Annotated in this window: 13 protein-coding genes; 8 read left to right on the plus strand and 5 right to left on the minus strand. The window is 63.6% G+C overall.

The features are described from left to right. Positions 1-159: 159 nt before the first annotated feature. Positions 160-1,971 carry an amino acid permease gene (locus AOZ07_RS16115; RefSeq protein WP_060703524.1) on the plus strand — a complete coding sequence of 604 codons (1,812 nt, stop codon included), beginning with the start codon at positions 160-162 and terminating at the stop codon, positions 1,969-1,971. Between the two features lie 43 nt (positions 1,972-2,014). Here the strand turns inward: AOZ07_RS16115 and AOZ07_RS16120 are convergent, their stop codons facing one another. The 5 genes from AOZ07_RS16120 to AOZ07_RS16140 form a co-directional block, all read right to left on the minus strand. Further along, entirely contained in the window at positions 2,015-3,433 is a 1,419-nt protein-coding gene (locus AOZ07_RS16120; RefSeq protein ID WP_060702911.1) for an alanine racemase, read from the minus strand. Beyond that, complete coding sequence (locus tag AOZ07_RS16125; protein ID WP_060702912.1) at positions 3,433-5,028, minus strand: FAD/NAD(P)-binding protein; 1,596 nt, start codon at positions 5,026-5,028, stop codon at positions 3,433-3,435. Before AOZ07_RS16125 ends, AOZ07_RS16120 begins: the two co-directional genes overlap by 1 nt. Beyond that, entirely contained in the window at positions 5,025-5,978 is a 954-nt protein-coding gene (locus AOZ07_RS16130; protein WP_060702913.1) for a pyridoxal-phosphate dependent enzyme, read from the minus strand. The genes AOZ07_RS16125 and AOZ07_RS16130 overlap by 4 nt, the downstream gene beginning before the upstream one ends. A 210-nt stretch (positions 5,979-6,188) precedes the next feature. After that, positions 6,189-7,571, minus strand: a complete 1,383-nt coding sequence (locus AOZ07_RS16135) for a purine-cytosine permease family protein (RefSeq protein ID WP_060702914.1) — start codon at positions 7,569-7,571, stop codon at positions 6,189-6,191. Continuing rightward, positions 7,568-8,017 (minus strand): YybH family protein, encoded by a 450-nt coding sequence (locus AOZ07_RS16140; protein ID WP_060703525.1) that lies wholly within the window; start codon positions 8,015-8,017, stop codon positions 7,568-7,570. The genes AOZ07_RS16135 and AOZ07_RS16140 overlap by 4 nt, the downstream gene beginning before the upstream one ends. Before the next feature lie 56 nt (positions 8,018-8,073). Between AOZ07_RS16140 and AOZ07_RS16145 the strand changes: the two genes are divergently transcribed. The 7 genes from AOZ07_RS16145 (at position 8,074) to AOZ07_RS16175 (ending at position 13,922) form a co-directional block, all read left to right on the plus strand. Beyond that, on the plus strand, positions 8,074-8,322 hold the full coding sequence (locus AOZ07_RS16145; RefSeq protein WP_186467972.1) for a hypothetical protein: 249 nt from the start codon (positions 8,074-8,076) through the stop codon (positions 8,320-8,322). Positions 8,323-8,516: 194 nt separating this feature from the next. Continuing rightward, the gene (locus AOZ07_RS16150; RefSeq protein ID WP_060702916.1) at positions 8,517-9,125 is read left to right on the plus strand and encodes a helix-turn-helix domain-containing protein; all 609 of its coding nucleotides are present in this window, start codon (positions 8,517-8,519) and stop codon (positions 9,123-9,125) included. Beyond that, positions 9,115-9,834 carry a B3/B4 domain-containing protein gene (locus tag AOZ07_RS16155; protein ID WP_060702917.1) on the plus strand — a complete coding sequence of 240 codons (720 nt, stop codon included), beginning with the start codon at positions 9,115-9,117 and terminating at the stop codon, positions 9,832-9,834. The genes AOZ07_RS16150 and AOZ07_RS16155 overlap by 11 nt, the downstream gene beginning before the upstream one ends. After that, positions 9,831-10,730 (plus strand): EamA family transporter, encoded by a 900-nt coding sequence (locus tag AOZ07_RS16160; protein WP_335334225.1) that lies wholly within the window; start codon positions 9,831-9,833, stop codon positions 10,728-10,730. The genes AOZ07_RS16155 and AOZ07_RS16160 overlap by 4 nt, the downstream gene beginning before the upstream one ends. Positions 10,731-11,011: 281 nt before the next feature. Next, the gene (locus AOZ07_RS16165; RefSeq protein WP_060702918.1) at positions 11,012-11,692 is read left to right on the plus strand and encodes an ATP-binding cassette domain-containing protein; all 681 of its coding nucleotides are present in this window, start codon (positions 11,012-11,014) and stop codon (positions 11,690-11,692) included. Beyond that, positions 11,689-12,360: an ATP-binding cassette domain-containing protein gene (locus AOZ07_RS16170; RefSeq protein WP_060702919.1), complete on the plus strand. Its 672-nt coding sequence runs from the start codon at positions 11,689-11,691 to the stop codon at positions 12,358-12,360. The genes AOZ07_RS16165 and AOZ07_RS16170 overlap by 4 nt, the downstream gene beginning before the upstream one ends. Before the next feature lie 41 nt (positions 12,361-12,401). Further along, a complete protein-coding gene (locus AOZ07_RS16175; protein WP_060702920.1) occupies positions 12,402-13,922 on the plus strand; it encodes an ABC transporter substrate-binding protein in 1,521 nt (506 codons plus the stop codon). Positions 13,923-13,929: the final 7 nt, after the last annotated feature.

Genomic DNA, 13,929 nt, shown 5'->3' on the forward strand with positions numbered 1-13,929 from the left:
TACATCTTCGTGAACACAACGATTGCCTCATCCCAAGGGTCGACCCCAGGGCCAAAAGCCACGGTTCCCTCTCGGTTGCGCCGCTGGCTGACGGACAGTTCCGTCGGCCAGGAAGACCCGAACAGCGAGCACAAGCATGGCGCCAAATGGTGGCAGGTCATGTGCCTCTCGGGCCTGGACTACTTCTCCACGCTCGGCTACCAGCCGGCCATTGCCGCGCTCGCGGCCGGAGCGCTCGCACCCTTTGCCACCCTGATCCTTGTGGCCGTCACGCTGTTCGCTGCCCTGCCGGTCTACCGCCGGGTGGCCCAGGAATCCCCTCATGGCCAAGGCTCCATCGCCATGCTGGAACGGCTCATGCCGCACTGGAAGGGCAAGGTATTTGTCCTGGTGCTGCTGGGCTTCGCGGCGACCGACTTCATGATCACCGCGACCTTGTCGGCCGCGGATGCCTCGGCGCACCTGATTGAAAACCCGTTCACCCCCGAATGGTTCAGCGGCAAGGAAGTTCCCATCACCCTGGTGCTGCTGATCCTGCTCGGCGCCCTGTTCCTGCGCGGCTTCACCGAGGTCATCTGGATCGCCGTGACCCTCGTATTCTCGTTCCTGGCGCTGAACCTGGTGATCATCATCGTTTCGGCCGCCCACATCATCGGCCAGCCGGTCACGATCTCCAACTGGCTTGATTCGCTCTTCACCGCACACGGGGATCCGATCATGATGCTGCTGGTCTGCCTGATCGTCTTCCCCAAATTGGCGCTGGGCCTTTCCGGTTTTGAAACCGGGGTGGCCGTCATGCCGCAGATCTCCAAGGCGCCCGGCGACACCGAGCAGAATCCTGCAGGACGCATCAAGGGCACCAAGAAGCTGCTGACCACCGCGGCGCTGATCATGAGCGGCTATTTGGTCCTCTCCTCCATCGTCACCACCATCCTGATCCCGGCCCAGGAATTCCAGCCCGGAGGCCAGGCCAATGGCCGCGCGCTCTCGTGGCTGGCGCATCATTTGATGGGTGATGCCTTTGGCACCGTCTACGACGTGGCAACGATCCTGATCCTCTGGTTCGCCGGCGCCTCAGCCCTCGCCGGAATGCTGAACCTCATTCCCCGCTACCTGCCGCGCTTCGGCATGGCGCCGGCATGGGCCAGTGCCGTGCGCCCGCTGGTCCTGGTAGTCATCCTCGTTGCCTTGGGCATCACCATCCATTTCAAGGCCAGCGTCGATGCCCAGGGCGCGGCGTACGCCACCGGCGTGCTGGTGCTGATGTGCTCGGCGGCCATAGCGGTCACCATCTCAGCCAAGCGCAAAGGCGAACAGCGCAAGGCGATGCTCTTCGGGGCCGCCAGCCTGATCTTCGTCTACACAACCATCGCCAACTGCGTCGAGCGCCCGGACGGCCTGAAAATCGCGGCCCTTTTCATCGCGGCCGTGCTCCTGGTCTCGCTGCTGTCCAGGTTCCGGCGCTCCACCGAGCTGCGCGCCACCTCGGTGATGTTTGATGCCGCCGCCGTGGATATCATCCACAAGGCCAGCAGCGCAGGACTGCTCCGGCTCATTGCCCACGAACCGGTCAAGATCTCCAAGCGGCGCTACCTGCACAAGCACCAGCATGCGATCCTGGCCAGCCACATCCCGCAGCGCGCCCCGGTGGTCTTCCTGGAAATCAAGGTCAGCGACTATTCGGACTTCGCACAGGATATCGAGGTGCGCGGCATCACCCGCCACGGCCAGTGGATCCTTGAAGCCACCGCCCCTTCGGTATCCACGTCCATCGCGGCCATCGCCATGGCCATCCGGGATCAATACGAGGCCATGCCGCACATCTACTTCCGCTGGACCGAGGGCAATCCGCTGTTGAACCTGGCGAAGTTCATCTTCCTCGGGCAGGGCGAGATCGCCCCGCTGACGCGGGAAGTGCTGCGCGAGGCGGAGCCGAACCTGCAGCGCCGCCCATGGGTCCATGTGGGGTAGGTTTCAGCTGGGGCGCTGATCCATCCGGCCAAGCCGGTGCCCGCTAGCCTATGCCAGCACCGGCCTGGTCGATGTCATCGAGGACCGCGTGCCGACCTTCCAGGATCACGTTCTTGGCCAACGGCAATTGATGCGATGCGCTCTCGATAATGTGCATCAGGTATCCCCCGGTATTGGGAAAAGCGATGATATCCCCCTTGGAGACGCCGTGCGGGAACTCAAAGCGGCGGCGCAGGATCAGTTCTTCTTCAATGCAGTACGCACCGACGAGGAACCCGCTGTACGGCGAGCGCTCTGGTGCGTGCCGTCCCGAGGCCCTGACGAGGAGCGGGTCAACCAGGAAGTCCGCAGAAGTGGAACGGCATTGGGTGCGGTTCATGTGCAATCCCACCAGGTTGGCCCCATCGCTGCGCTGCTTGGTGAACGCGACCTCGGACAGGGTCAGCCCGCAGCCATCAAGCAGCGAACGGCCCGGTTCGCAGCGCAATTGAATCCCCCGCTCAGTGAGCATCTGGGCTACGCTCCGGGACCCGTCAGGGTTGCGGGCCGCGAGGATCTGATCCAGCCAGGGCCCGCGAATCAGCTGCTGGTGATAGGGGTACAGGGCGTTGCTGGGCTGCGGCCCGGTGGCGCCCAGCCGGTCGGATTTCCAGGTCAAGGATTCATCGCCATCGGGCAGGTCGGCGAGCGCCTCCCAGAATCCGGTCCACTGCGTTGAATCATCAAGATAGGACATCGGAATGCCGCCGCCCATGTCCACGAATTCCACCGTGTGCCCGAGCTGCCCCAGGGCATCGGCAAATTCCATGGACTCTTGCAGCACCAGTGCCCGCTGCCCGCCGCTATAGCCATTGAGATGGAAGTGCACGCCGACAATGCTGATCGTTTCGTGGCTGTCCAACTGGGCAAAGAAGTCCAGCCATTGCTGCGCGTCCAGCCCAAATCTGGTGGGCGGAATCTCCGGGCTGCTTGAGGCCAGGCGCAAGGCAACTGGCACGGGAGCCCCGCCGCTCTTGGCCAGTTCCAACAGGTCCGCTGCTTCATCGGTGTTGTCCAGGCTCAGCACAACGTTGTTATCTGCCGCCAGCTTTAGCAGCGCCCTGGATTTCACCGCGGCGGTAACAATCAGCGATTCCGGGCTGACCCCGCGCTGCAGGCATTGATCCAGCTCGTGGAAGCTGGCCACATCCACGCCGCATCCTTCGGCCACGGCCTTGTCGATCGCTCCCAGGGTCTTGTTGGCCTTGCGCGCCAAATAGACCTGGAAGTCAATGCCGTGCCCCGATGCCGCATCCCGCAGCTCGGTGATGTTCCGGGACATGGACGAGTAGTCGTGGACGTTCAACGGAGACCCGTACTGGCCGAGCAATTCCTTGCACAGCTCGGGGTCCTGAACCAGGTTTTCCATCCATGGTTCCAAGCGGGCGGTCAAGGGCAAGGTTCCGTGCATCAGCGGGGGCATCAATAGGCTGCTTTCTGGCTGGGGGCGTTCAGTTGTGCAAGGATGCGCTGGGACCAGCGCTGGTATTCCGGGTGCAATCCCCGGTTCAAGGTGTCGTGGCCCAGGGTGGGGTCTTCGGTGGGGCGTCCCAGCGCGGCCAGGGATTCGTTGCGCAACCCTTCGGCATTAATGCAGGTTCCGTCGATGTCCGTGAGCAGGCCGCGCTCGCCGGTCCTGATCTTGATCTCGCCGTCGGCGAGCAATCCCTGGATAAGCCCGCTGGCGGGTTCTCCTTCAGGGAAGGGCGCGGTGAGCACCCCGGCCGGTGAAGTCACCGCGTCAATCTTCACCGCGCCTTCTGGTGGCCCCGGGCTGGCTGGTTCATGCCGCAGCATCCCCGCATTATGGAGGGCCATCAGCTTCTGGGCTGTGGGAATTGGCGGGCCGAAGGCCATGCGCTCGAGGTTTGCGGCGGCAGCGTTGAATTCCTTGCGCTCCGGCCCGGTCCAGTGAAACCGGGACAGTGCGGCGATTAGTTCCGGGTACACCCCGGACCAGACTGCTGCCCACACCCATTCCTGGGTTTGGGGCTTCAGCCCTTGGTGCGCAAGAAGGCTGTATCCCACTTGTTCGAAGGGACTGGCCTGCGTGGAGAACTGGGCGGACTGCCCGGTTTCCAGTGTCTGCCTCAGGGATTCTTCGCTCGCAGGAACCGAATTCAGCGCGGCAACCTGAATGGCGCAGTCCAGCAGGATGCGCCACATCTGCCCGGTCTCCTTTGGGCCGAGGCTCCCCCACCGGCGCAGCTGTGCCTTGCAGGCATCGAGGATGCCTTGGGTCTCTGGCGGAATGCTTGCCGGCTTGGGTGTCATCGGGATGCGATGGCGCGAGGCCATGGTGATCGCTTGTGGCTCGCGTCCGCTGGGCACGTATTCCAACGTGCCGCCCGGGCCGCCTTCAGCAGGTTTCCAATGCCCGCCGCGTCCCTCGGTTAATGCCAGGACCACGTCGTAGGCGGTCAATGCCGCGCCGCGGATCCAAACACTGCTCCCGGCGGGCACGCTGCAAAGCGCATCCTGGGATTGCTCAACGCTCAGGCTGGCGGCCGCGATGGGCGCAAGAGCCGTGTGGCTGTGCTTGCCGCCCGCGAGTCCGTGGCCGGTGGCGATGACCACCTCGTCGTAGAGCAAGCTGCCAGAGCCCGTCTCCACGAGCCATTGATTCCCTTGGCGTTCCAGCTTTTCCACCGCTAGCGCCAAGTGCCGGACGGGCAGCGACCCGCGGTGCGCCAGCAGCTCGAATTGTTCGCGCAGGTATTCCCCGACAAGCGCCCTTGGCGGAAAGGAGTCGTGGATCGCGCCGGCTGGCTGCCGGTCCCGGAACTGGTTGAACGTTTGCGCGCAGAGGCTCCAGGAGGCGTCGATGATGCGCGAGTTCACGTTCAGCCTCAGTTCCCTGGGCTGCACGGTATTCCATACCCGTCCCGCTCCTGGCGGGTACGGGTCATAGACGTCCACGTGCAACAGGTGCGCGGCGCCAGCAGCCAGCGAATCGTTGAGCTCCAGCAGTGCGAACAGGCATTTTGGCCCACCGCCAATCATTGCTATGCGGGTCATCGTGCGGCATCATCCTCTAGCTCATGAAAGTCCGCTGGCTCGAGCACCTCGCCAAGGTTCTCTTCAACCCATTGATCGTTGTAGACGGTGTGCAGGTACGGCACGCCTGAGTCGTGCACCAGAAAAGCCACGCGCGAACCCCGAGGCAAGTCGGGCAGCACCTGTCCCAGGGCAGCGACGATGGCCCCGGTGGATGCGCCGGCCAAGATGCCTTCGTGCCGGGCCAGCCGCCGGCAGCCACGCACCATTTCGATTTCAGGGATGCGCAATACCTGATCGGGTTGCACCTGCAAGGACAGCTCGGGAATGATGCCTGCGCCCAGCCCGGGCAGGCGCCGCTCGGCTGCTTCGCCACCAAAGAGCACCGAACCCGCTGCGTCCACTGCCACCAGTTTTGTGGCCAGATCATGTTCCCGGACGTACTTCTGGCATCCAAGGATCGTTCCGGTGGTGCTGGTGGCAACGAACAGCATGTCCAGCTCCCCGCCCGCCGCTTCCATGATTTCAGGCATGGTCGAGGAGTAGTGGGCTTCGGGATTGCGCAGCGATCCATACTGGTTGGTGGTCACCGCGCCGGGGTTCTCGTTCAGCAGCTGGGCCACGCGCTGCCGGCGGGCTGCCAGCCTGTTGCCATCAGGCGGATCCCTGACAAGATCCACCGTGGCACCGTAGGCGCGCATGATCTGAAGCGCGGACTTGTTGGCGTTTTCATCCACGACAGCCACGAATCTGATATCCCGCACCACGCATTGCCGGGCGAGGGAAATGCCCAGGTTGCCCGAGGTGGATTCCACCACCATTCCACCGGGTTCCAGTTCTCCTGATTCCAGGAAGGCTGTAATCAGGGATTCGGCGGTGCGCTCCTTGGTACTGCCCGATAGCTGCAGTGAATCCAGCTTGGCGAATAATTCGACACCGCTTGATTCGAAGAGGCGCTCTAGCTTCACCATTGGTGAATTGAAAGGCGTTAGGGCACCGGTAGCTTGCATAGTCACAACTCACATTCCTACGACGGAGAACACTGTCGACGGTTACTTGAGTATCAGAGGCTTTGAGCTTGACTCGTCCCGTTTTTCGCAAGTCTATGTGCAGAAATGATTTACTGGCTATCGGGTTGAAGAATTCTCAGGTAATCCTCACGCCACTTGTCCGGAACCCGGTCAGCCAGCCTGCTGGGAAGCCTCGCGAACCAGGTGTTCATGGGCCACGATGTCCTTGCGGCTGCGCTGGTTCCAGGACAGCCCGAGATAGAGCAGGAAGCTGGCGAAGAAGCACGGAAGCGTCGCACCGATGGGACTCGGGAAAATGTAGGTCAGCAGGTAGGCGACCACTGCGCCGGCCACCCACACTGCCACGGCAATCCAGTTCACTCCATTGCGGTACCAGTAGGCTCCGCCCGTATGGCGCAGGATGTCACGGGTGTAGCTGCCGCGCTTCAAGAAGTAGTAGTCGACAATCATGATGGCGAAGACTGGAACGAAGAAGGCACCGATGAGGGTCAGGAAGTCGGTGAATTGATCCAGCAGTGCCAGCCAGGTGGCTCCGAGGATGGAGACTGAGCCAACTGCCAACGCGGTGGCCAGGAAGGGCAGCTTGCGTTCGGGACGGGAGTTGACCACCGAGGTGATCATTCCGTAGACGGCCATCGTATTGGTAGCCATGACCGAAAGGAAGATGGCGATGGCCAGCGGTGCGCCAAAGGCAGCAACCAGAATCGTCGGGTCGAACGCAGTGGCCTCGCCGCCGGAGAGAATGACATAGCCAAGAGCGGTGGCGCCAAGAATCATCGCCAAGACGGTGGAGAGCAAGTATCCGATTCCCGAGCCGACGATGCCCGAGCGCGAGCTGCGGGCCATGCGGTTGATATCCGCGGAGAGCACCGTCCAGGAAACGGCGGTGGCAATTACGATGTCCAGGACGATGAAGGGCGTGTAGCCAAGAGAATGATCGACGGGAATTGCCGCGAACTGCGCGGGTTCGAATTTTCCGAAGGCTACGGCAAAGACATATCCCATGATCGCCAGAATCAGCACGGCCAGCCACGGCTCGACTCGTGAAATTCCCTCATGCCCGAACAGGGCCAGGGTCACGACAAAAATCTGGCAGATCACCGAGAACAGCACCGGGTGGTTGAATCCGGTGGCCGAGGCAACAATGTAGTTGACGGTCACTCCGGCCAGCATGGCCTGCACCCAGCTCCAGCCCATCAGCACGATGACGTTCGCCGCCACCGGCAGGAGGCTGCCCCGGGTGCCGAACGCCCCGCGCGTGATGGCCATGGTCGGAAGGCCGGTGCGGGTTCCGATATTTCCCACGAGCACCAGGATAATGGCGCCGACAAGGGTTCCGGCCACGATCATGATCAGCGCAAGACTGAAATCCAGGCCCGGCACGAAGAACGTTCCGGTCAGCAGTGTCGTCACCACAAGGTTGGCTGCAAGCCAGATCATTCCGATGCGTCCGGTCCCCAGCTGTCCGCGGATAGGGCCGGAGTTTTCCGCCCCGGCTTCGAGCTTCTGCTCGAATTTGCGATAGAGATTCATGCGTTTCCGCCATTTGCCTCGATGGATGCTTCGTCTGGAACCGTGGAGAGATGTTCATGGATGGCTATCAGCGAACCGTCCGGCTCCTGGCGGAAAACAATGGTTTCACGTTCCACGTACGAATCCGTGGAGATGTTTTCGGGTTCGTTTCCGGTTTGGATAGCGGTAGATACGGTGTGGCTGAACACAGCCCCGCCAGGAAAAACGTGGACCAGCTGATCGGAGGAACGGCAGCTGGTGACCCTCCACCCCTCGGCTAGCCAGCCGTTCCATAGCACTTCATAGCTGGCCCGGTCATCCAGCCGGGCGGCTTCGGGATGGAATATGAATGATGCGTCCGGGGCGAAGAGCGAGAAATACTCTTGCGTGCTGGTCGCGGCGAAAGCTTCCACGATTCTGGCAGCGGCGTCCAGGACGTCTTTTTCGGTCGGTGCAACTGTGCTCAACGATTCTCCCAAGGCTGAGGTCCCAAGATGGACACTGCGGAAGCGGGCATAAAGGCGTGACATGGATTACCTATATGCATATTTTGTTTACTCTAGGTGATCTTTTGTTGCCGGTCAATGAAATTGGCGCAGCTGCGACCAGAAGAAGCAGGGTGATCGCGGCACTCTGCGTTGCCGTGGCACCCGACGGCGACGAGCCCATGAAGGCAACACCGCATCGGGGCTTGCTGATGCGGCATGGGCAGAATTCAATTGCCTGCGCACAATGCCCGGAGGGCATGGCGCAGCTGTTCCGCGACACCTAGCCCCCTATCGCCCGGGGCACAAGGCGAACACCGCGCTCGATACGAATGCGGCTCTCCCTGAGGCAGCCGTGCACCCCAGGGGACCCCTGCGACCAGCAGCCTTCACGGCAACACCGGTGAGCGCGTCGCCCAAGCCCTGACCAGGCCCAACCGCATCAATCGACAATGCACTCTTAGTGCAGTATGATGCACTCATGGATACAAGTGCTGAGCGGCTCGCCCGGACCATCGGGGACCGGGTAAAAAGCGAACGCAAGAACCACGACTGGACACTGGATCAGCTTGCCGAGCTGGCAGGCGTCAGCCGGCGCATGCTCATCAACGTTGAGCAGGGCACCGCCAACCCCAGCGTCAGCATCCTGCTGAAGCTTTCAGATGCACTGGGCCTCGGCCTGCCCGCCCTGGTGGAACCGCCGGAAGCCGCGCGCTCCAAGATCACCCGTGCTGGCGAAGGAGCCGCATTGTGGACCGGTGAGAACGGAGGACGCGGCGTGCTGGTGGCTGGCACCGACGCACCGGACGTGGTTGAACTGTGGGACTGGACCCTGGCGCCCGGCGAACGGCTCGAGAGCGAACCCCACTCCTCAGGGACCCGGGAGCTGCTTCATCTGCTCAAGGGCTCAATCACCATCGAGGTTGATGGCGAAATCCATGAGCTGAAAGCCGGAGATGCCATCTCCTTCGACGGAGATGCACCGCACGCCTACGCTAATTTACGCAAAACCGCCGCCACCTTCAGCCTGTGCGTCTACGAACCAGGCGTTGGCCACACCCATAAGCCGGAGAGCACCAATGCCAAATAACCTGACCCCCACCGAATTCCTCTACGGTTGCTCAATCGACCCAGCGGTCCTGGAGCTGCGTCCGGACTACCGCGCCTTGCTGCTGGTGGTTGAGGGCATTAACCCGCAGGCCGATGCGCGGATTGCCGATGAGCTGATCGGGCAGGCCGAGGCGCATGCGGCCGCGCTGCTCGCCAGCACCCCCGTGGATCACCTGCCGCAGATCGGTGCCTGGCGCGAGGCCTACCGCGGCTTCGGGGCAAAACCCCAGCGCACCCGCAACAGCCTCGAAGCGCTCACCCGCCGCGCGTCGTCAGGCCTGCCGCGTGTCAATGCCTTGACCGACATCTATAACGCCATTTCCGTGGTGCACCAGATCCCGATTGGCGGCGAAGACTTCGATCTATATGACGGTCCGGCCCGGCTCACGCGCGCATCCGGCGATGAAGCCTTTGATACCGTTGCCGCCGGCGAGCCAATGATCGAGAATCCGGATGCGGGCGAAGTGATCTGGCGGGATGGCACCGGGGTGACGTGCCGCCGCTGGAACTGGCGGCAAGGACGGCGCGCCGCCCTGTCCGAGAACACCACTACCGCTTTCTTCATCCTGGACGCCCTGGCCCCCATGTCCGACACGCAGCTGGAAGCTGCCGGCGAGGCCCTGGGCCAAGCCATGCAGTCCTTGGGTGCCGCAGTTCAAGTTTCACAGCGAATCGCAGGTGCCCAGTGATCTCCCGTTCCACGTTCAACGGCCTGCCGCCGTGGACCCTGGCCATTACCGCCATGCTGGCGGTCCAGCTGTCCAACGCCACGTCCGTTTTTGTCATTGAACAGGTCGGTGCCGGTGGCACCGCTTGGCTGCGCATGTGCTTCGGAGCAGCCTTTCTCTGGGTCATCGCGCGCCCCAATTTCCGCTCCATCCGCAAGCAGGACATTCCGGCGCTGATCGCGTTGGGCGTTGTCACCGGCTATATGACCGCATTGTTCCTGGAAGCGGTTGCCCGCATTCCATTGGGCACCGCGGTATCCATCGAGTTCCTCGGCCCGCTCACCGTGGCCGGGATCATGAGCAAAAACCGGAAAGCGCTGCTCTGGCCAGCGTTGGCCGTCCTGGGCGTTGTGCTGCTGACGGAACCGTGGCACGGGCAAATCGACGCGGCAGGTGTGCTCTTCGCACTCGGCGCTGGAACCTGCTGGGGGTTGTACAACATCCTGACCCAGCACGTTGGCGACCGCTTCTCGGGAATCAGCGGCTTGTCGCTGACCATCCCGGTGGCTGCCATCGCGACACTGCCCGTTGGCTTGCCACAGGTGATCAGCCACGATTTTGCCTGGTGGACGCTTTTGGCTGCGGCAGGCATTGCCCTGATCACCCCGGTCATCGCCTTCGGCCTGGAAATGCTGGCGCTCAAGCGGATGAATCACACCGCCTTTGGCACGTTGCTCTCCATTGAGCCGGCCTTTGGCATTCTCATTGGCCTGCTGATCTTGTCCCAGACTCCAACCTGGTTCCAGTTCGCGGGCATCATTATCGTCATTGCAGCGGGCGCAGGAGCCCAGCGTGGCGGACGACGCCAAGATCCGGGCGTCCCCCTCGTTGAAGTGCCGCTGGAACCGCTTAAGTAGGTCGCCCGCGCCTTTGCTGCCGCGCCTCAACGCAGTGCCAGAATCATCATGATCCTGGCACTGCGTTGAGGTTTAATTAGCCCATCCGGAACGCCGTGCTCGACTGCGGGCAATCCGGTACAAGAGATCTCCAGATGCATGGACTCCCGTCTGATGTCACCTGGAAGCCGATGCGCCTGCAGATGTTCACCTCTCGTCGCGAGAAGCCTCCTCCCCCGTTCCCCTGCGCAATTTGCCTTGGTCGTTTCATTTAAGTGATAATCATTCTCATTATGATTAGCATGGGGAATCAGGCAGGCATCAGCCGCGCCACAGAACTGCTCAGCCTTGAGAACAGCTCGCTGTGCGTCCGCGGTTCTTCACAGCTGCTCCTTGAAATCCCCGAGCTGCGCATTTGCTCCCGCGAGCGCCTGGTGGTCACCGGGCCCTCGGGCAGCGGCAAGTCGCTCCTGCTCTCGATGATCACCGGCCGCTGGGCCGCGCAGCTGGAGCATTCCGGGACGCGCACCATCGGCTGCGAGCGCATCGGCTACATTCCGCAGCGAGGCCAAGATGCTTTGCATCCGCTGATGCCGCTGGGCCGCCAGCTGCGCAAGGCCAGCGGCCGCAGCGCCCAGGCAGTTGCAGACACCTTGGCCTCGGTGGGACTGGATGATCCGCAGTTGCTGCAGCGCCGCCCGGCAGAGCTCTCCGGCGGCCAGGCACAGCGTGCCGCGGTGGCGCTGGCGGCACTGAGCTCAGCCCCGCTGATCCTGGCCGATGAACCCACCAGCGCCCTGGACCAGGCATCGCGCGACAAGATCCTCGGCCTGCTGGACAAGGTGGTTTCCGCAGAGCAGGCCATGGTCGTGGTCACCCATGATCCTGAGGTCGCCGAGGCCCTGGCCACGCGGCGCATCCGGCTGGATTCCGGGAAGCTGCGCGAAGAGCTGGCGCCTGCACGGCAGGCGGTCCCGGCATGAGCCACCCGGTACTCGAGGCATCCGGGGTATCGGCGAGCCGAGGCACCGGCCGCAATGCCCGGCAGATCCTGGCCCCGGTCTGCCTGGCCGTGGAAGCCGGCGAATCGCTGGCCATTACCGGCGCTTCCGGTGCCGGAAAATCCACGCTGGCCGACATCATCCTGGGACTGGGCGACCCGTCCACGGGTCAGGTGAACCTGCTCGGCACACCGTGGTCATTGCCCGGCAGGAATCTCTCGGCACGGCGCCGGCACCTGGTCCAAGGCGTCCCGCAGGATGCCGCGGCGGCCTTCGTGCCACGGTATTCCATCCGCAGGTCGCTGCATCTGGCACTCTCCCGCCTGGCACCGCACCTGGCAGCAGAAGAGCAGATCGAGCGGGCCGCCCACGTGGCCCGATTCGACCCCGCCCTGCTGGATCGGCGGCCGCGCGAGCTCTCCGGCGGCCAGGCACAGCGGGCGGCTTTGGCCCGCGCGCTGGTCGTCGACCCGGCACTGCTGGTCGCCGATGAACCCACCAGCGCCTTGGACCCCGCCACCGCCGGCGAAGTGGCAGAGCATTTGTTCACGACCGCCAAGGACACCGGAATCGCGTTGCTGCTGGTCACCCACGACCTGCAACTGGCAGCCCGCTGTTCGCGCCATCTGCGCATCAGCGCGCCGCGCTGATCCGCGACCATCACCGACCCACTCGCAAGGAACACACTTTCATGACTCGACGCCGCAGCACCTCCCTGCCCCTGCCCCTGCTCCCGCTCGCTGCCACCTTGGCGCTGACCGGCTGCTTCTCCGCCTCCGCCGATCCAGCAGGCAGCACCGGGCGCATTTCAGTGGCCCACATGCAGCCGCCCCGCTCGGGCCTGGATCCCCTGAGCGATGACGCATTCAAGCTTTCACGCTGGTCCACCGCCGAAACCCTGGTAACCCTCAACGAATCCGGCGACGCCACCCCCGGGCTGGCCACCGCCTGGCAGCGCACCAGCGATACGGCCTGGGAGATCACCATCCGCAAGGGCGTCAGCTTCCACAACGGCGAACCCCTGACAGCCGCGGCGGCCGCCAACTCGCTGCAGGCGGCCATTGATTCCACCCCCGTGCCGCGCATCCTGAACGGGACCGCTTTGAACGTCGATGCGGTCGATGGCCAGACCCTGCGGATCACCACCGCTGATCCCGACCCGCTGCTGCCCCAGCGCCTTTCCAGCCCGCAGCTGGCCATCTTTGATCCTTCCGCCTACACCGATCACGGGGTCAACCCGGTGAACACCGGAACCGGGCCGTTCAAGATCACCGCAGTGGACGGCATCTCCGGGGCAACCCTGGATCGCTTCGATGGCTACTGGGGCGAGCCGGCGTCCGCCGCGGGCATCGACGTGAAATTCGTTCCGGACGGCACGGCCCGCACCGCGGCCCTGCGCACCGGCGAGGCCGACATCGTCGAGGCCATTCCGGCTGGCCAGGCCTCCACTGTGGACCAGGAACTGCTCACCGAAGTCCCGATGCCGCGCACCAATACGCTGTACCTGAACACCAAGAAGGGGCCCTTCGCCGATCCAGCGGTACGCGCCGCGGCCCGCGAAGCCATCGACCGCGCAGCCATTATCGAATCCGTCTACGAGGACCGCGCCGACCTTGCCGAGGGCCTGCTCGGCCCAGCCCTGCCCTATGCCGCCGAGTACCGCGACGATGCCGAGTACCAGGAACTGCTGGCCCACCGCGCGCAGCCGGCCAAGGTCAAGGATGTCAAGATCTCGCTGGGCACCTTCACCGACCGCGCGGAACTTCCCGAAGTGGCCGTGATCCTCGAGCAGCAGCTCGAAGCGGCAGGTTTCGAGGTGCAGCAGGATGTGCGCGAATACCAGTACATCGAGGCCGATGCCCTGGACGGCGCTTTCGACGCCTTCATCCTCTCCCGCGCCACGGTTCTGGACTCCGGTGACCCGGTGGCCTATTTCGCCTCGGACTTCACCTGTGAAGGCGGCTTCGCCATCTCCCAGCTGTGCGACACCCAGGTCGAAGAAGGCATCGCCAGCGCTTCGGAAACCGACGCGGGCACCGGCCGCCAGCGTGCCATCATGCTGGCCGAAGCAAGGATCCTGGGTACCGACGCGGCCATCCCGCTGCTGCATGAGCGGGTGATCCAGGGCGAAAATGCCGCCGTATCCGGTGCTGCCCGGGATCCTCGCGAACGGTCCCTGGTCACCACGCAGACGCAGCTGGACACCAAGTAGGGCGAAG

Origin of the sequence: Glutamicibacter halophytocola (genome assembly GCF_001302565.1) — a bacterium.
Taxonomy (GTDB): domain Bacteria; phylum Actinomycetota; class Actinomycetes; order Actinomycetales; family Micrococcaceae; genus Glutamicibacter; species Glutamicibacter halophytocola.